The organism is Aestuariivivens sediminis (assembly GCF_022662105.1).
In the GTDB taxonomy this organism is placed as follows: domain Bacteria; phylum Bacteroidota; class Bacteroidia; order Flavobacteriales; family Flavobacteriaceae; genus Aestuariivivens; species Aestuariivivens sediminis.
This window is the reverse complement of sequence record NZ_JAKMCP010000002.1, coordinates 520379-537430: the sequence shown is the minus strand read 5'-3', so window position 1 is coordinate 537430 and position 17052 is coordinate 520379. Positions and strand designations below refer to the sequence as shown.

Below are 17052 nucleotides of genomic sequence, written 5' to 3'. Positions count from 1 at the left end.
CTAATCAAGGTTTGGGTTTTATTATACATATTACTCTCCCCATGCATCTTCAATATTAAAAGCAGTATAACCAATAAACATAGCAGGAATTCCAACACTGACCATCCATGACCAAGTTTTGTCTTTGACCTGTATTCTTGTTGCCTTTTGTGTGTTAATAAGGGTTTTTACAGTTTTTCCGCTTACCTTTTTAATACCATAGATGTTATCCTCAGTAATTTCGATTCTATTGTATTTAACGGCTTGGTGATGTGGGTATTTTACTCTTACTCTGGCATTATGCACCAGAGCCTCTTCATAAGGAGCAGATACGGTTTTATAGATTGAACAGCCCTGAATCAATATCAACAAAGCTAAAAAATTCGCAGCAGCTTTTAAATGTCTTTTCATTGTATTCACCTTTAAAATTTATGGATGCTTCAATTTAATTAGAACACATAAAAGGTGAAATGATGAGAATCAGTTCTGTCATTTTTAAACGGATATCCCTCATTGTAAATTTTTAGTATTACAGTTACATTGATTGCTTATAAAATAAGTCCTGATTTATACTTCATACATTAATTGAGACAGAATATTCAGAAGGGATAGACCTCGTCATCCCTTTCAGTAATAAGGTCTGATACACGGGCGATAATACTTGAGATAGGGTAAACCATTAATAAATCCTAAAACGCTCTAATACCTTGATATGTCATGCTTAAATGAGACCTTATACCCCGAAACAGCCAAAGACACTAGAGAAGTGTAATGGTACATAAATTTCTTTTTACAAACTTCTAATTATATTAAGACTCTTGCACCTGATAAATATCATTGTGTCTTAATAATCACTTAACTACATTTATTTTTCCCAATTTATCCATGGAATATTATCTCGGACATAAACCCAAAATGGTTTGAATATCTTGGGAACTACATCGAAAATCCAGCGATTATGAAAACAAATCTATTTTTAAAAATCACCTTAATCGGATGTCTTTTGATCTGTTTTGGGTGTAGTAAGGATTCAACAGAAGAAGACAATGAAATAAACTATGGCACAGTACAATTAAAAATTAATGGCTCTGCAACCGTGTTAAAACCAATTACTCCTGTTCTTGAATTTTATAATGATGGAACATACTCTATTGGTGGTATTAATTGTGATGATTCTAAACAAATAATATTACATTTTCCGTCTACAATGGGTACTTACTCTTGCGGAAAATTAGAGGACTCGTATGCAAGTTTATGGATAGGTGATTTCTTTCCTTGTACTGACCTGTTTGGTGACGGTCCTGGGGCTGTGATTTATCATGCGATTGAAGGATCTGTCACAATTAGTGAAATATCAGAACAAAGAGTTAGGGGAACCTATCATTTTATTGCAGAATCTCATGTAGGAGGAGAAATAATCTCAGTTTCAGATGGTGTGTTTAATGTTTTGCGAGAGTAAAATTTATCCCTGCGGCAAAGTCTAAAACACCAACAATAATTTCCATCTAACTAAATACCATCACAAAACTCTAAAACCTTCTAATTGGTCGAAGTGTTAGGCTTGAAAGGAGGAACAAAACTTCATGTTATCCCGATTATAGAATGGAATAATAACTAAATTTTAAGCCTAACTGGTAAACACTCTTTGACGACTTACACGGTAAGCATAAACACCCCATCTGATAGATTTAGTTGTCTTTAAGTTTAATTATCTCTCTTCTTACTAATACCTTCTATAATAGTTAAAAATCCTTCTCTATAATTACTACTTATAGGAATCTCCTTAGCGTCAATAACTACAGCGTGTTTTTTGACCGTTTTTATATGTTTTATTGCAACAATGAAGGAACGATGTATTCTTATAAAGAACTGCTGAGGCAATAACTCTTTTACTTCTGATATTTTGTAACGTGCAAGAATAGAACGCTTGGTAGTATGGAACGTCACATAATTACCATCACTTTCTATGTATTTGATATTTTGAATAGAGACTTGATGAAATTCCGAACCGCTTTTAATAAAAACGGTTTGTTCAGGTATCTCTTGAGAAGTTTCAGGGCTTGCTTTTACTCCTGTTTTATTATGATTCAATACTTCTTTTGCTTTCATTACTGCTTGTAGCAATCGATCAAATTCAATAGGTTTTAATAGATAATCCACCGCTTTAATTTCGTAACTCTCCAATGCGTATTCTGAATAGGCTGTTGTAAAAATAATAAGTGGTGGTTTTTCTAAAAACTTAGGAAAGCTAACTCCAGATAATTTAGGCATATTGATATCTAAGAAAAGGAGATCAACGGTATGCTTTTGAAGGTATTCAAGAGCGTCCAAAGGATCTCTAAATGCTGCTTTTAATTCCATAAAAGGAATATTATTTAGATGAAACTTAAGAACATCAATAGCATCTGGTTCATCGTCAATTATTATATAATCCATAAAAAAGTTAATCAATTTGGAGTTTAAGTAAAGATATAAAATATCCCTTTTCCACTTTTATTTCCATTGTATGTGCATTGGGATAAAGAATAGCTAGTCTTTTTTTTAAATTATCAAGACCGAATCCTGAAGCACTATCCTTCAAACCACAAACGGCTTGATGCATTGTATTGGTCACTTTATATAATAAACTATTTTTAGTGACCTCCAAAGATATATCTATGACTGATTTAGTCTTTGTGTCTATTCCATGTTTAATAGCATTTTCAACAAATGGAATAAGCAACATAGGGCTAATTTGTACGTTTTCAACAACTCCTTTAATAGTGAAATTAATAAACACATCATCGTCTTCAGAAATGCGTAACTGATATACTTGAATGAATTTTTTGAGATGATGAATTTCTTTTTCCAAGGCCACGTTATCTTCATTAGTTTCATATACCATATAGCGCATCAGTTCAGCTAATTTAGCTATGCCATCTGCCAATTCAGGTACATCATTTTTTAATGCCTTGGCATAAAAACTATTGAGCACATTAAACAAAAAATGAGGATTTATTTGAGCCTTCAGAAAAACCATTTCTGTAGTTAGTTTCTCTTCATATAAAACCCTCTTCAATTTTTCACTTTGAAACCAATACTTAATTAAGGCATATGATAAACCAAGTAAGAGTATAAAAAAACTACTTATTGAATTATAGTTCAAATAGCTCAGATAAGACTCACTTTCACTGGAAAAAAAGCCAACCAACCAATAATAGTCAATAAAGCTCTCGAATAAATTAATGAGAACAAAAGCACTTATTAAGGTAATGATTAAAAGCAGTATTTTTTTTAGACGTAAAAATCTTGGAACAATAAAAAAGGCAGTAGAATAAAATAGAACTTGGTTCATACACATTCCAAACAATATTGCAAGCCAAAATGGGCCTTGATCTTTCCTAAAATCAGCGATCGTGTTTACATAATTTAAAATCAAAAAATAGGCAACTCCCCATATCAAAACATGTATTATCGCTTCTAAATACTTTTTCATTCTAACTGTTTAAGTCTCAAAAATAGGGTTTTAATCGCTTTCTAAAACAGTGTTGGGATAAAGATGATACTTAAAGTGACCAAACTCAATATTCTTGTGAAGTTTATACTGTTTCACATCGTTTAGAGTATCTACCACATTAGAAGACTTAACAATCACATTTTTTTTATTCTACGATTATTACGTATTACTATTGCTTCATATTAATCTTAAATCATAAACAAATGAAAACAACAATTGCAATTATAATGGGATTATTCTTAGGATTTAACTCATTTAGTCAGACAAGTTCTAATATGAAATTAGAAGAAAGCATCAACGAAGTATTTGAAAGCTATGCACATTATAATCGTTTTATAGGTAATGTATTAATAAGTCAAAATGATAAAATTATTTATAAAAACAGCTTTGGTGATGCCGATGCGGAAAATTTCAAAAAGAATACTGAAAATTCCATATTTAGTATTGCTTCTGTTACTAAACCATTGACTGCTGTAGGGATAATGAAATTAGTAGACCAGGGTAAACTTTCATTAGAAACACCAATTAGCACTTATTTTCCAAATTTCATACCTGATTTTTCTAAGAAAATAACAATTCGTCATTTGTTAAACCATAGTTCTGGTATGCAAGCTAATGTAGGTAGAATAGACGACCAAGGAAACGGCCTAATGCCTGGAGAAAATCCGATTACTTTAAATGAACTTTTTGAAAAATTTAAAGATTCTAAACTAAAATATGAACCAGGAACAGGCTATGAATATAATAATTTTGGATACTCGCTTCTTGCGTATATTATTGAAAATGTAAGCGGACTGAATTATGCTGACTATATGGAACAAGCTGTTTTTATACCTGCTAATATGAAGAATACCTCTGTTAACATATATAAGGTCTCAACACAAAGGGCTTTTCCGCATATAGGTTTAGGTATGAATGAGTTTAAAAAATTGAATTTCCCTATCCACTCTTCTTGGATAATTGGTGCTGGAAACATTAATTCTACTACAGGAGATTTATATAACTTTATGAAGGCTTTAGAAGAAGGAACATTATTAAAACCAGTATCTGTAGATAAACTTTACAGCTTAACACAATCTATAGGCATTAATAATTCGGAATATGGATTAGGTTGGAGAATTGAAAATAAAGAGGGCGAAAAATGGGTTAATCATACCGGTTTACTTCCAGGTGTTACTTCTATAATAGGTTCATTACCACAAAAAAATATGAAGATTATCATCTTATCAAATGCAACTTCTACAGATCTAATTACTGAAAGTACTTTTCAAGGAAAAGGTCAGTTTGTAGACGGGGAAATAATTGATAACGTTATTGCTGTTTTACAAGGTAAAAATCCTGAATTGCTCCCTATAGCAATTAAGATGATTAACCAAAATACTGCAGACTTTAGTAAAACATATATGCTTGATAGCGACCATTCATTGCTCCTAAGAAAACAAGGTGATGGGTATTCACTTGAAACATTAGGAAAAGAATCTTGGTCCGTTTTTACATATAAATTTTCAAGAGACGCTAAAGAAGATAATAAAACAAGTGAAACTGCTTTATTTTTTGCCAACGCAATGAGCAGCCAAAATTTCGAAGGTCTTGCCGATTATGCCAATGATGATATGAAAGGTTTTTTAGGTTCAGAAGAGGGTATAAATCAGTTAAAAGGAATGTGGGCTTATTTCATAAAACAAGCTGGAGAATTCAAATCTTACAATATTTATAAAACTGAAGGAGAGGAAGGTAGTAAGACGGTAAATATTAGATTTCATTTTGAAAAAGAAGATGTTGGTTTTGTTATAGGAATTAACTCTAAGAATCAAATTCAAGGGATGTTTAATGATGATAACATTAGAACAAGCTCTAATCAAAAAGTAAAATTAACACAGGTTAGTGAAAATGAATTTTTCATCAATGGTCACCAAAATGGAGGCATGCAGGATTTGAAAATAAAAGTTTCTGAAAAAGGATTAATTTTAATAGACGATAACATAAATTATAAAGCAGCAATTAAACCTTCCTTTTAAACCAGAAAATAGCCAAGCGCTAACAACGTATAAAATTAATTGCTAGTTAAAGCCTACTTACAAAAATCATTGAGGGTTTTTTATCCGGTTTGTATTTGCTAAATTAGGTGCATAAATCACGCAACTAATCTTATACCAATCGTTGCAGCCAATTTACACTTACCATAACATTAAATAATTAAAATGATAGTTTTTACAATTATAGGAATAATCATACTAGGAATATTAGTAATCTCATTTTTAATGGGTATGGCAGGGAAGCCTGCAACACCAATATTAAATGCAATAGATAAAGCCGCTGGAATAGAAAACCCTAACACAACAAAGGAAATATTTAATGAATTACAAAATAAGATTCAATTTACTATCCATAATATTGAAAACACTAGAGATTATCAAGGCTCAAGTATTACTGACAACTCTTTAAAATTAGCTAAACTTTTAATTGATGCGCAGAAATATCAGATAAAAATTTATGCTGAAGAAAAAGGTAAAATGCATTTATCAAAAGTGTTTAGTCAGTTTTTTGACCATCCGGAAATGAAAACTAACCACGAAAACAAGGCAAAAAATTTATGCCGATTTATTGAAGGAAATTTTAGAGATGGAATAAAAATGGAATTTATAATTAAAAATGCCAAAGAAATGTGCGAATCATATATAAGACAATACGCGCAGAAAGCGTATAAAATGCAATCCGTTGACGAAATTTGAATTTATTTTAAAAAAACTAGCTATTTATGCACCAAAGATGACTTTTATTGCATCTGTAAAAGTATTGTAAAGTGTAATGATAAAGACCACTGCGCAAATAAAGAACGAAATAATAATAAACATAATAATTTTACAACCTGTTAATGACGCTTTGTCTGTTTTAGACTCTTTATAATTTGTATCTGTAGAATCTTCCATTAATTATAGTTAAGGATTAATAAATATATCATCCAAAAGACTATAATTTAAAGGGGAGATTAAGAATAATTTCTTGAATATGAATTGCAACATAGGAAATATAACTGATTATGTTAAAAAAATAAGTTTTTGTTGAGGTAGTCTATGATGCCAAAAATAATGTCATAACAGAAGTAAGGAGTTTCGAATATGGGCATAGTCTTGATAAGTATACCCCTAAAATTAAGTAAATAGTACAGTGCCGCTACTATACCGCTATTGATAAAAATATAAAACCCTGATAATAAATAGATTAACAGGGTTTTTCAATACTCAAGGTGGGATTCGCCTTTGACAGTTCCCACCGGCCCATGGTGAAAAAAGCCAGCTAGCGCTGAGCCTTTTTTATTTTATTCCATTCACATAGGTAAACCTGACTCATGCCATAAAATAAAAAAGCCGAAATGTTTCATTCTGGCTTTTTATATGTACTCAAGGTGGGAATCGAACCCACACTCTGTTGCCAGAACTGGATTTTGAATCCAGCGCGTCTACCAATTCCGCCACTTGAGCTTTTCGGACCCCAAAAATATGTATTTTTTCGGTAATTCGTCATAAAAATACCATTCAATATACTTTTTAGGTAAAAATAAATGCATAAATTTGCACCTCGTTTAAAAAGAAGGTGTCTTTGTACGCTAAAAAACAAGAAGTTACCCATGCCAATTGTAATTACTGAAGCTAAAATTTTTGCATGTAACCAAAGCAAAGTCCTAGGTGAAAAAATCGCCCAGGCTTTTGGAACTGAGCTTGGTAAGGTTATTACTTCTACTTACAGCGATGGGGAGTTTCAACCCTCTTACGAAGAGTCTATTCGTGGAACGCGTATTTTCATTATTGGTTCTACAAATCCGGGGCCGGAAAATTTAATGGAAATGTTGTTAATGATAGATGCCGCAAAACGTGCGTCAGCAAGACACGTTACAGCCGTATTGCCGTATTTCGGCTGGGCAAGACAGGATAGAAAAGATAAGCCCAGAGTGCCTATAGCGGCCAAGTTAGTCGCGAAAATGCTCGAAGTGGCCGGTGCAACCCGTATTATTACCATGGATTTGCATGCCGATCAAATACAAGGGTTTTTTGAAAAACCGGTAGACCATTTATTTGCATCCACCATATTTCTGCCCTACCTGAGAAATTTAAATCTCGAAAATTTAACCATAGCATCCCCTGATATGGGGGGTTCTAAAAGGGCTTATGCTTATTCAAAGGCCTTGGAAAGCGATGTTGTAATTTGTTATAAACAACGCGCAAAAGCTAATGTGATCTCACATATGGAATTAATAGGAGATGTCACGGGAAAAAATGTGGTATTGGTCGACGATATGGTTGATACAGCGGGGACTTTAACCAAAGCGGCAGATTTAATGATGGAGCGCGGTGCTCTAAGCGTTAGAGCGATTTGTACCCACCCAATTCTATCAGGAAAGGCCTATGACAATATAAAGCATTCAAAATTGCAGGAGCTTATAGTAACCGATTCTATACCATTATCTCAAACTAATGATAAAATCAAGGTGTTGAGTTGCGCCGATTTATTTGCCGATGTGATGCATCGCGTTCATGAAAACAGCTCCATTAGCTCTAAATTTATAATGTAGATTGCGCGTTCCCCGGCTAATAAATAGAGCTGGATTTAAAAATGAATATTAATTAAAAACTATAAATATTAAAACATGAAATCAATTACAATTAATGGATCTCAAAGAGAAAGCGTGGGCAAGAAAGCAACAAAAGCCTTACGTAATGCTGGTCAGATTCCTTGCGTATTATACGGGGGAGACAAGCCAGTGCACTTCTCGGCACCAGAAATTGCCTTTTCGAAGCTTGTATACACGCCTAATGCGCATACCGTTGTTATTGAGCTTTCTAATGGCGAAACCTATAATGCCGTAATTCAAGACATTCAGTTTCATCCCGTAACAGATGCAATCTTACATATAGATTTCTATCAGTTATTTGAAGACAGACCGATTACGTTAAATATACCGGTAAATCTTGTCGGTAACTCAAGAGGGGTTAAAAATGGAGGTGTCCTGAGAAGAAATAACAGAAAATTACGGATTAAAGCGCTTCCGGCTAACTTACCGGATTTTATTGAAATCGATATTACACCATTAAAGATTGGCGATAAAGTATATGTTCGGGACTTAGAGACGGAAAAATATGCTTTTCTTCATACCGATAACACTGTTGTTTGTCAAATCAAAACGGCTAGAACGGCTATCATTGATGAAGAAGAAGAGGAAGAAGAAGATGCTGAAGCAACTGCAGAAGCAACTACTGATGCTGAAGCACCTGCAACAGAAGCGACACAAGAATAGTTATCTGTTTCAAGTAAATATAAAAAGCATCCTGAATTATTCGGGATGCTTTTTTATTTTTACAGAAATTGTGAATGGCAATGTTTAAGTTTGTTAAGCATATCATTAAAAAATATACAAGGACTTTCAAAGTTGAAGAAGAATATCCTATGAAAAAGTTTTTAATAGTTGGATTGGGAAATATTGGCAAACAATATGAAAACACACGTCATAACATAGGGTTTAAGATTCTTGACCATTTTGCGAAGGAGGAACACCTGACTTTTCAGACACAAAAACTGGGGGACATCACAACCTACAAACTTAAAGGGCGAACCTTTATTTTACTCAAGCCCAATACCTACATGAATTTAAGTGGCAAGGCCGTATGGTATTGGTTAACCAAGGAAAAGGTTCCACTGGAAAACCTGTTGGTCATTGCGGACGATTTAAATTTACCATTTGGGAGTATACGTGTAAAAACAAAAGGAAGTGATGGGGGACACAACGGTTTAAGCGATATTCAAAGATCATTGAATACCACCAATTACAATCGTTTTAGATTTGGTATCAGTGATGCCTTCAGTAAAGGCAAACAGGTCGATTATGTTTTAGGGGAATGGACTCCGGAAGAAAATGAAAAACTTGATGATCGCCTGCAAAAATCAGTGGAATTGATCAAATCCTTCGGGCTGTCGGGGATAACCGAGACTATGAATGCCTTTAATGGAAAGTGAGGATACCTCTCAATTTTTTAAAAGATTTAGCAATAAATATCTTATTTTTAGAAAAAATTCCTCGAATTATAGCCATGAGAAAAATAAACGTGCTTTTTATTTTGATTTCTGTAGTAGGTAATACCTTAGTGTTTGCACAAGAGGATGTAAAAAAACCACATCTTATTCGCTGTGGCTCTACAGAATATAATAATGCGTTATTAAATCAATTCCCTAACATGATGGGGAGTGATATATTTGAGAACCGACTCAAACAATATGTTGACGCTTACAAGTTACAGCGCTCGGCGACTTCAAGTAAACTTGCAGTAATTACCATCCCGGTAGTTGTACATGTTTTACACAATGGTGAACCTATTGGGGTTGGACCTAATTTATCCGAAGCCCAGGTATTATCCCAAATCACGGTTTTAAATCAGGATTTCAGGAAAATGGCAAGCACCAGAGGAGATGGAGGAGGTGTAGATGTTGAAGTTGATTTTCAATTGGCAAAGCAGGATCCCGATGGTTGTCCCACCAATGGGATAGACAGAGTCAATATAGGACAAGATGGCATTAATGAAAGTGATCAAACTAATGCCCAAAATCAAATGAACCTGCTAAAACCCGCTTCAATTTGGGATGCCACGGCATATATGAATATTTGGACGGTAAAGTTTAGAGGGGGTTCCGGTTTGCTGGGTTATGCCCAATTACCTGGAGGTGGAACCGAAACTGACGGGGTGGTATTGGATTATAAATATTTTGGTAGTGACGATGACCCTAATGTCTCGTTAGCGGGGAATTATAATTTAGGAAGAACCACGACTCATGAAGTGGGGCATTATTTAGGATTAGTACATACCTGGGGGGATAATTGGTCTGAAGGGGATCCCGATGATAATAGTTGCGGGGTTGATGATAATATTGCCGATACCCCAAATAGTGGACGCCCCAATTATGGTTGCCCCTCGACGATTCCGGATACTTGTCCGGGGGGTGATGACGATATGATTGAAAATTATATGGATTACTCGGATGATATTTGTTTTGATACCTTTACTAATGGACAAAAAACAAGAGTGCAGAGTATATTAGCATCCAATAGATCTGATGTTGCGGGTTCCGCAAAATACAATTTTGCAACTGGTGTAAATAATGATGCTGGAACACATATTGTACATTTGGAGACGGAAGGGTGTAGCCTCAATATGACACCGCGGATCAAAATTACAAATTGGGGAGATGTTCCAATGACATCTGCTTCCCTTTCTTATAATGTTGATGGAGGTTCAAATATGGTTCATAATTGGTCCGGAAGTTTGGCTAAAGGCAGTGAAGCAGAAATTGTACTTCCCATACTATCGGCCGCTTCGGGTAACCACGTATTCAATGTATCAGTCACAAGTGTCAATGGGACTTCAGACCAAAGAAATTGTAACGATAACGCTAGTAGTAACTTTATTATAGACAGTGCTTATGATTCTACAACTACTGTAAAATTAACTCTGGATCTCGATGATTATGCCTCCGAAACCACATGGGAATTTAGAGATGGAAGCAATACTTTACTGTATAGTGGAAGCTATACCAGTCCTGCGGATAACAATAAAACCATTAATGAGGTTTTTGATGTCAATCCAAATGAATGTTATTCATTCACCATATTTGACACTGCAAATGATGGGATATGTTGCGGCTACGGTATAGGTTCCTATGTGTTAAGAACAGACGACGATACCATCATTGCAACCGGAGGTGATTTTACCGATTCTGAAACCGTAAGTATATCAACACAAACCTTAAGGATAAAGTCCTATTTTACCGATAACAAGGTGGTTTTGTATCCGAATCCGGCAGGAGACCTTATGACCATTAAACTTTCTTCCAACAATACCTTGCCGGAAGGCTATAAAATTTACAACGTGTTGGGGCAGCTAATCAAAGAACGCCGTATCAGTGACGCGAATCAATTGGTGGTCCATACAACAGTACTGACCCCGGGGATGTATTTTATCAAAATTTATAAAGAAAATCAATTCATAAGCAAGCCTTTTATTAAAAAATAAAAACCTTTAAAAAAATAAATATATTCAGGGAGGATTTGTAATATAGTCCTCTTTTTTATTTTTGTTCTAATTATAAAAATTTGAAAATACGAAATAAAATAAAAATTGAACACAGTTCTGTAGTGACCATCGGTACTTTTGATGGCGTACACATTGGTCATCAAAAAATTATAGCACGTTTAATCAATACCGCTAAACAGGAGGGTTTAAAATCCGTTATACTTACCTTTTTTCCACATCCCAGGATGGTGTTGCAAAAGGATTCCCATATTAAATTGATTAATACAATCGAGGAACGCTATGCCATTTTGGAATCCTTGGGGATCGATTATCTCTTTGTTAAAAAATTTACGGCAGATTTTTCTCGTATGGGGGCCGAGGATTTTGTAAAGGACATTTTAGTAGATAAGTTACGCGTTAAAAAAGTGATTATTGGATACGACCACCGATTTGGAAGAAATAGAAATGCCGATATTGAGGATTTAAGACAGTTTGGCTTAAAGTATGATTTTGAAGTTGAAGAGATTTCTGCACAGGAGATCAATGAGGTTTCAGTCAGTTCAACCAAAATTAGGAAGGCCTTGGCGGAAGGGGATATCAGAAAAGCAAATGCTTATTTGGGGTACGATTTTATGCTTACTGGTACGGTTACAAAGGGGAAGGGTTTAGGGAAGCAACTGGGATTTCCTACTGCAAATATTTACATTAAGGAGGATTATAAATTAATTCCAAAACAAGGGGCGTATATCGTAAAATCTACGATTGATGGTGTTCTGGTTTACGGAATGATGAACATTGGTGTAAATCCAACGGTTAACGGCGAGAACCTGTCTCTGGAAGTGCATTTTTTCAATTTTAATAAGGATCTCTATAACAACCGGATTAGGATAGAACTAATTGGACGCCTCAGAGACGAACAAAAATTTGATTCCCTAGAAATACTAAAGACCCAGTTGGAAAAAGATAAATTAGCTGCAAAATCATATATTTCAAATTTAAATGTTAAGTAAAGAAATGTTTCTTTACTCTCGCTAATTCGTTAAATTTGTCCCTTAAATTTTAGAACATGTTACAAGTTCCGTTTATCAGAGACCACAAAGACGCGGTTGTTAAAGGATTGGCTAAGCGAAATATGGATGCAACCGGTATGATTAACCAGGTCATTTCTTTGGATGAAGCGAGAAGAAATATCCAAGCGGAACTGGACAATACACTGGCCGAATCCAATAGTTTATCCAAGGAGATAGGACTATTATATAAATCTGGTCAAACCGAAAAGGCTAACCTTCTAAAAGAAAAAACAGGGCAGTTAAAAGAATTGTCGAAAGCCTTAAGTGATGACCTGAATAAAAAAATAGCCGAATTAAACGAGTGTCTTTATAAAATACCCAATGTTCCTAACGATTTGGTGCCGTCAGGACATACCGATGAGGACAACGAAGAAGTGTTTAGGGAAGGGGAGATCCCGCAATTATTTGAAGGAGCTTTACCGCATTGGGAATTGGCAAAAAAATATGACATCATTGATTTCGAACTTGGAAATAAAATTACCGGGGCCGGATTTCCTGTTTATAAAGGGAAAGGAGCTCGTTTACAACGGGCCTTAATAGCCTATTTTTTAGATAAGAATACAGAAGCGGGCTATACCGAATACCAATTACCGCATTTGGTCAATGAAGCTTCGGGATTTGGTACGGGGCAATTACCGGATAAAGAGGGACAAATGTATCACGTCACAGCTGATAACTTATATTTAATACCTACCGCTGAAGTACCAGGCACCAATATTTTTAGAGACGTATTGTTAAATGAAAGCGATTTGCCGATTGGGATTACAGGGTATACACCCTGTTTTCGTCGAGAGGCTGGAAGTTATGGTGCTCATGTAAGAGGATTAAATAGGTTGCATCAATTTGACAAGGTTGAAATTTTAAGAATTGAGCACCCCAGTAAATCGTATGAAGCCCTTGATAATATGGTAAATCATGTAAAGGGCATTTTACAGGACCTGCAATTGCCCTATCGTATTTTAAGATTGTGTGGCGGTGATTTAGGCTTTACATCAGCCTTGACTTACGATTTTGAGGTGTTCTCTACAGCACAAAACAAATGGCTGGAAATCTCGTCCGTGTCTAATTTTGAAACTTTTCAGGCCAACCGCTTAAAGCTGCGTTTTAAAAATAGCAAGGGTAAAAATGAATTGGCCCATACCTTGAATGGCAGTGCATTGGCACTACCAAGGGTGTTAGCCGGTATTTTGGAAAATTACCAAACAAAAGAAGGCATTATTATCCCGAAAGTGCTTCAACCGTACACGGGTTTCAGTATCATTTAAAGTAGTCTTTTTCTTTCTAAAAGGTATAAAAACTATTCATTTAGTCGTTGAAATGCATTTTTATACAGCTGTTCAACGATTTTATTGATTTTTCCTTTGTGTTTCATGGGATTTTTCTGAAGTTCGTCCTACCAAATCAACAAAATTAACCTACCATGAAAAACGTTAAGCGTATTATATTGCTCATTACACTAGTTTTTTTAGTAAGTAAGGTTTTATTTTCAGATTTTGAACTTGTGAAATCTGAAAATAAAATTGTAGCAATTGTTGGTAAATAATAGGGATTATTTATTTGTAGACTATTGTCCCCAATCGAGTAATTACATCGTTTTTTAACTAACGGTAGTTAATAGGCAAGTTTATTTTGGTTGGTTAAGGCCCGAATTCCGTTCGGGCCTTTTTTATTATACCATTAAGTAAAATGGCCATTCACATTTGCTATATTTACAATATGAAATATCTTTCTCTCTTACTTTTTCTTGTTTCAATAACCATTGCAGGGCAAAATGATGCCATTGCAAAGGACTACTATAATAAGGGGGAGTTTGAAAAAGCCTTACATGAATATAAAAAACTGTATGCCCAATCCTCATCGAACATCAATTATATAAATCAAATTGTAAGTACGTACCAGCAATTAGAACAATACGATGAAGCCGAGACTTTTTTGCTAAAAATTTTGGAGCGCATTAATTATCCTGCATTTTTTGTAGAGTTAGGCTATAATTTTCAGTTAAAAAATGAACCGGAAAAAGCAAATACATACTATAATAAGGCCCTGGCCAGTATAGATGTAAACCCTAATCATGTTTTTGGTATTGCGCGTTTGTTTCAGTCGCACTCCTTATTGGAGGAGGCCATTACCGCCTACAATAAAGCCAAAGCTTTAAAACCAGACTTCAATTTTAATCTCCAAATGGCGCAAATTTATGGAGAGCAGGGGGATCTCGAAAAAATGTTTACCAGTTATATAGAATTTGCGGTATCTAGCCCTATTGCCTTAAATAATGTGAAACGGGCCATAAATGATTTTATCACTGAAGATAGTACAAACGATAATAATATTATACTGCGGAAAATTTTGTTAAAAAAATTACAAGAAGATCCAAATTTGTTGTGGAATAAGTTATTAAGTTGGCTTTTTATACAACAAAAGGACTTTAAGAAGGCATTTGCTCAAGAAAAGGCCATTTTTAACAGAGAATCAGAAAGTTTATCCGGTTTAGAAGAATTAGCTCTTATTGCCCTTAACGATGGCCAGGAAGATATTGCTTTAGAGATATTTACATATCTCATTAACACGGCTCAGGATATAGACACACAATTGAGTGCTCACCATAACATTTTACTCCTGAGAACCAAGTTAAGCAATAAGGAAGATTTCCCGAATATAAAGGCACAATACAATAAGATTTTTGAGCAATATGGAAAACTTCCCCAAACCTTGGATTTACAGATTTCATATGCTCATTTTTTAGCATTTTATGATGATAAACCGGAAGCCGCAGCCCAGGTTTTAGATTATGCTTTGGACTTGCCATTGAATGCATTACAAGAGGCTAAAGTAAAACTGGAATTGGGAGACATTTTATTGCTTCAGGAAAAGTTTAATAAGGCCCTTATCTATTTTTCACAAATTCAGCGAAATTTAAAAAACAGTACCATTTCACAGGAGGCGCGTTTCAAAGTAGCCAAAGCCAGCTATTATAAAGGCGATTTTAAATGGGCAGAATCACAACTTAATATTTTAAAATCCTCGACCTCTCAACTTATAGCCAATGATGCCTTGGAGTTAAAGCTGTTAATTTCGGACAACAAATATGAAGACTCTACACAAACTGCTCTTAAATTGTATGCTAAAGCCGATTTATTGGCATTTCAAAACAAAAAGGAGGAATCCATAATTTGGCTTGATAAAATTTTAAAAGACCATAAAACCGAGCCCATTGTTGCACAGGCATTGTATAAACAAGGACAATTATTTGAAGAACAGTCACATTATGAAGGCGCCATAACCAATTATGAGTTAATCATAACCAACTATCGCGATGGAATACTGGTGGATGATGCCCTCTTCCATTTGGCCAATATTTATATCAAGCAGTTTAATGAACCCGAAAAAGCAAAGGCCCTATTGGAACAAATTATTTTCAATCATGCCGATAGCATTTATTTTGTAGATGCTAGAAAGCAATATAGAGCTTTGCGAGGCGACGCCATAAAATAGAGTATGATTATTGTTAAAACCAAGAGGCTTCACATTTCAAAAATAGTGCTGAAAGATGCTGCCTTTTTTTTGCAATTAATGAATACTCCGGGATTTTTAAAATACATTGGGGACCGAAACATTAAAACCATTGCAGACGCCAAGGCCTATTTAAAAAGTGGACTATTGAAAAGTTATAAGGTTCATGGTTTTGGGTATTATAAATTAACATTAAAGGAAGAGCCCGATAGACCCATTGGAATAGTAGGGATTTTAAAAAGGGATGTTCTTGAACATCCCGATGTAGGTTTCGCTCTCCTTCCGGAATACGAAAGGCTGGGATACAGTTACGAAGCATCAATTGAAATATTAAAATTGGCTAAAGACCGGTTTAGCTTAAAAAAAATAACAGCCATTACCAATCCGGATAATGATAAATCCATCAAATTATTGGAAAAATTGGGACTAAAATTGGAACAAAGAACCGATCCTTTCAATGAGGGGAAAGACCTTTTATTATTTGGAAAGGTCTTATAACTGAATGGTATGCAAAAGCGATGGATCGATTATCCTAAAAAATGAGGAGAGCGTATTAAAATTAGAATGTATGTATAAATTAGTTGAATGATGATCATTTATAACGTAACCGTAAATATTGACGAAAGTATCCACGATGATTGGCTGGTTTGGATAAAAGAACATATTCCACAAGTATTGGCCACGGGAAAATTTGAAAAGGCAACCTTGACTAGGGTTTTGGTTGAGGAAGAGATGGGAGGACGGACCTATTCCATCCAATACCGCTCCTATTCCCGAGAGGCGCTTGAGGCCTACTACAGGGAAGATGCTGAAAAACTTAGATCCGATGGTTATAAAAGGTTTGCAGATAAGGTGTTGGCGTTTAGGACAGAACTTGAAGTATTAGACGAATACACCGTTAACTTTACATAGTGCCGGAACGGGTTGATTTTCAATCCAA

15 protein-coding genes and 1 tRNA gene are annotated in these 17052 nt (G+C 34.8%); 12 read left to right on the top strand and 4 right to left on the bottom strand.

The features are described 5' to 3' along the window. Window positions 1–30 precede the first annotated feature (30 nt). The gene (locus MR054_RS06680) at window positions 31–390 is read right to left on the bottom strand and encodes a hypothetical protein (protein WP_242083192.1); all 360 of its coding nucleotides are present in this window, start codon (window positions 388–390) and stop codon (window positions 31–33) included. 547 nt (window positions 391–937) lie between these two features. Between MR054_RS06680 and MR054_RS06675 the strand changes: the two genes are divergently transcribed. Continuing rightward, window positions 938–1438, top strand: a complete 501-nt coding sequence (locus tag MR054_RS06675) for a DUF6252 domain-containing protein (RefSeq protein ID WP_242157078.1) — start codon at window positions 938–940, stop codon at window positions 1436–1438. A gap of 245 nt (window positions 1439–1683) precedes the next feature. Here the strand turns inward: MR054_RS06675 and MR054_RS06670 are convergent, their stop codons facing one another. Then, window positions 1684–2415 (bottom strand): LytR/AlgR family response regulator transcription factor, encoded by a 732-nt coding sequence (locus MR054_RS06670; RefSeq protein WP_242083188.1) that lies wholly within the window; start codon window positions 2413–2415, stop codon window positions 1684–1686. Window positions 2416–2422: 7 nt separating this feature from the next. Next, complete coding sequence (locus MR054_RS06665; RefSeq protein ID WP_242083185.1) at window positions 2423–3454, bottom strand: sensor histidine kinase; 1032 nt, start codon at window positions 3452–3454, stop codon at window positions 2423–2425. A 224-nt stretch (window positions 3455–3678) separates the two neighbouring features. Here MR054_RS06665 and MR054_RS06660 point away from each other — a divergent pair, with 224 nt between their 5' ends. Both MR054_RS06660 and MR054_RS06655 read left to right on the top strand, forming a co-directional pair. Then, on the top strand, window positions 3679–5493 hold the full coding sequence (locus MR054_RS06660; RefSeq protein WP_242157077.1) for a serine hydrolase: 1815 nt from the start codon (window positions 3679–3681) through the stop codon (window positions 5491–5493). Between the two features lie 183 nt (window positions 5494–5676). Then, window positions 5677–6207: a hypothetical protein gene (locus MR054_RS06655; RefSeq protein ID WP_242157076.1), complete on the top strand. Its 531-nt coding sequence runs from the start codon at window positions 5677–5679 to the stop codon at window positions 6205–6207. 666 nt (window positions 6208–6873) lie between these two features. On the opposite strand, the gene MR054_RS06650 is transcribed toward MR054_RS06655, so the two are convergent. Beyond that, window positions 6874–6957, bottom strand: a tRNA-Leu gene (locus MR054_RS06650). A 146-nt stretch (window positions 6958–7103) separates the two neighbouring features. Between MR054_RS06650 and MR054_RS06645 the strand changes: the two genes are divergently transcribed. From MR054_RS06645 to MR054_RS06605, 9 genes are all read left to right on the top strand, one after another. Next, a complete protein-coding gene (locus MR054_RS06645; protein WP_242083123.1) occupies window positions 7104–8045 on the top strand; it encodes a ribose-phosphate pyrophosphokinase in 942 nt (313 codons plus the stop codon). A 75-nt stretch (window positions 8046–8120) separates the two neighbouring features. After that, on the top strand, window positions 8121–8768 hold the full coding sequence (locus MR054_RS06640; protein WP_242157075.1) for a 50S ribosomal protein L25/general stress protein Ctc: 648 nt from the start codon (window positions 8121–8123) through the stop codon (window positions 8766–8768). Between the two features lie 149 nt (window positions 8769–8917). Further along, on the top strand, window positions 8918–9484 hold the full coding sequence (gene pth / locus MR054_RS06635) for an aminoacyl-tRNA hydrolase (RefSeq protein ID WP_242157073.1): 567 nt from the start codon (window positions 8918–8920) through the stop codon (window positions 9482–9484). 74 nt (window positions 9485–9558) lie between these two features. Beyond that, window positions 9559–11532, top strand: a complete 1974-nt coding sequence (locus tag MR054_RS06630) for a M43 family zinc metalloprotease (protein WP_242157071.1) — start codon at window positions 9559–9561, stop codon at window positions 11530–11532. 80 nt (window positions 11533–11612) lie between these two features. Next, window positions 11613–12542, top strand: coding sequence for a bifunctional riboflavin kinase/FAD synthetase (locus MR054_RS06625; protein WP_242083116.1), 930 nt, complete (start codon window positions 11613–11615; stop codon window positions 12540–12542). Between the two features lie 56 nt (window positions 12543–12598). Then, complete coding sequence (gene serS / locus MR054_RS06620) at window positions 12599–13867, top strand: serine--tRNA ligase (protein WP_242157070.1); 1269 nt, start codon at window positions 12599–12601, stop codon at window positions 13865–13867. Between the two features lie 451 nt (window positions 13868–14318). Further along, a complete protein-coding gene (locus MR054_RS06615) occupies window positions 14319–16094 on the top strand; it encodes a tetratricopeptide repeat protein (RefSeq protein ID WP_242157069.1) in 1776 nt (591 codons plus the stop codon). Between the two features lie 3 nt (window positions 16095–16097). Then, on the top strand, window positions 16098–16610 hold the full coding sequence (locus tag MR054_RS06610) for a GNAT family N-acetyltransferase (protein WP_242157068.1): 513 nt from the start codon (window positions 16098–16100) through the stop codon (window positions 16608–16610). 90 nt (window positions 16611–16700) lie between these two features. After that, complete coding sequence (locus MR054_RS06605) at window positions 16701–17024, top strand: DUF4286 family protein (protein WP_242157389.1); 324 nt, start codon at window positions 16701–16703, stop codon at window positions 17022–17024. Window positions 17025–17052 lie beyond the last annotated feature (28 nt).

Excerpts from the sequence above, each read along its gene's own strand:
- MR054_RS06640 (WP_242157075.1), top strand. The coding sequence starts at position 8,121 with ATGAAATCAATTACAATTAATGGATCTCAAAGAGAAAGCGTGGGCAAG.
- MR054_RS06605 (WP_242157389.1), top strand. The coding sequence starts at position 16,701 with ATGATCATTTATAACGTAACCGTAAATATTGACGAAAGTATCCACGAT.
- MR054_RS06630 (WP_242157071.1), top strand. The coding sequence starts at position 9,559 with ATGAGAAAAATAAACGTGCTTTTTATTTTGATTTCTGTAGTAGGTAAT.
- serS (WP_242157070.1), top strand. The coding sequence starts at position 12,599 with ATGTTACAAGTTCCGTTTATCAGAGACCACAAAGACGCGGTTGTTAAA.
- pth (WP_242157073.1), top strand. The coding sequence starts at position 8,918 with ATGAAAAAGTTTTTAATAGTTGGATTGGGAAATATTGGCAAACAATAT.
- MR054_RS06670 (WP_242083188.1), bottom strand. The coding sequence starts at position 2,415 with ATGGATTATATAATAATTGACGATGAACCAGATGCTATTGATGTTCTT.
- MR054_RS06615 (WP_242157069.1), top strand. The coding sequence starts at position 14,319 with ATGAAATATCTTTCTCTCTTACTTTTTCTTGTTTCAATAACCATTGCA.
- MR054_RS06680 (WP_242083192.1), bottom strand. The coding sequence starts at position 390 with ATGAAAAGACATTTAAAAGCTGCTGCGAATTTTTTAGCTTTGTTGATA.
- MR054_RS06675 (WP_242157078.1), top strand. The coding sequence starts at position 938 with ATGAAAACAAATCTATTTTTAAAAATCACCTTAATCGGATGTCTTTTG.
- MR054_RS06645 (WP_242083123.1), top strand. The coding sequence starts at position 7,104 with ATGCCAATTGTAATTACTGAAGCTAAAATTTTTGCATGTAACCAAAGC.
- MR054_RS06665 (WP_242083185.1), bottom strand. The coding sequence starts at position 3,454 with ATGAAAAAGTATTTAGAAGCGATAATACATGTTTTGATATGGGGAGTT.
- MR054_RS06660 (WP_242157077.1), top strand. The coding sequence starts at position 3,679 with ATGAAAACAACAATTGCAATTATAATGGGATTATTCTTAGGATTTAAC.
- MR054_RS06610 (WP_242157068.1), top strand. The coding sequence starts at position 16,098 with ATGATTATTGTTAAAACCAAGAGGCTTCACATTTCAAAAATAGTGCTG.
- MR054_RS06655 (WP_242157076.1), top strand. The coding sequence starts at position 5,677 with ATGATAGTTTTTACAATTATAGGAATAATCATACTAGGAATATTAGTA.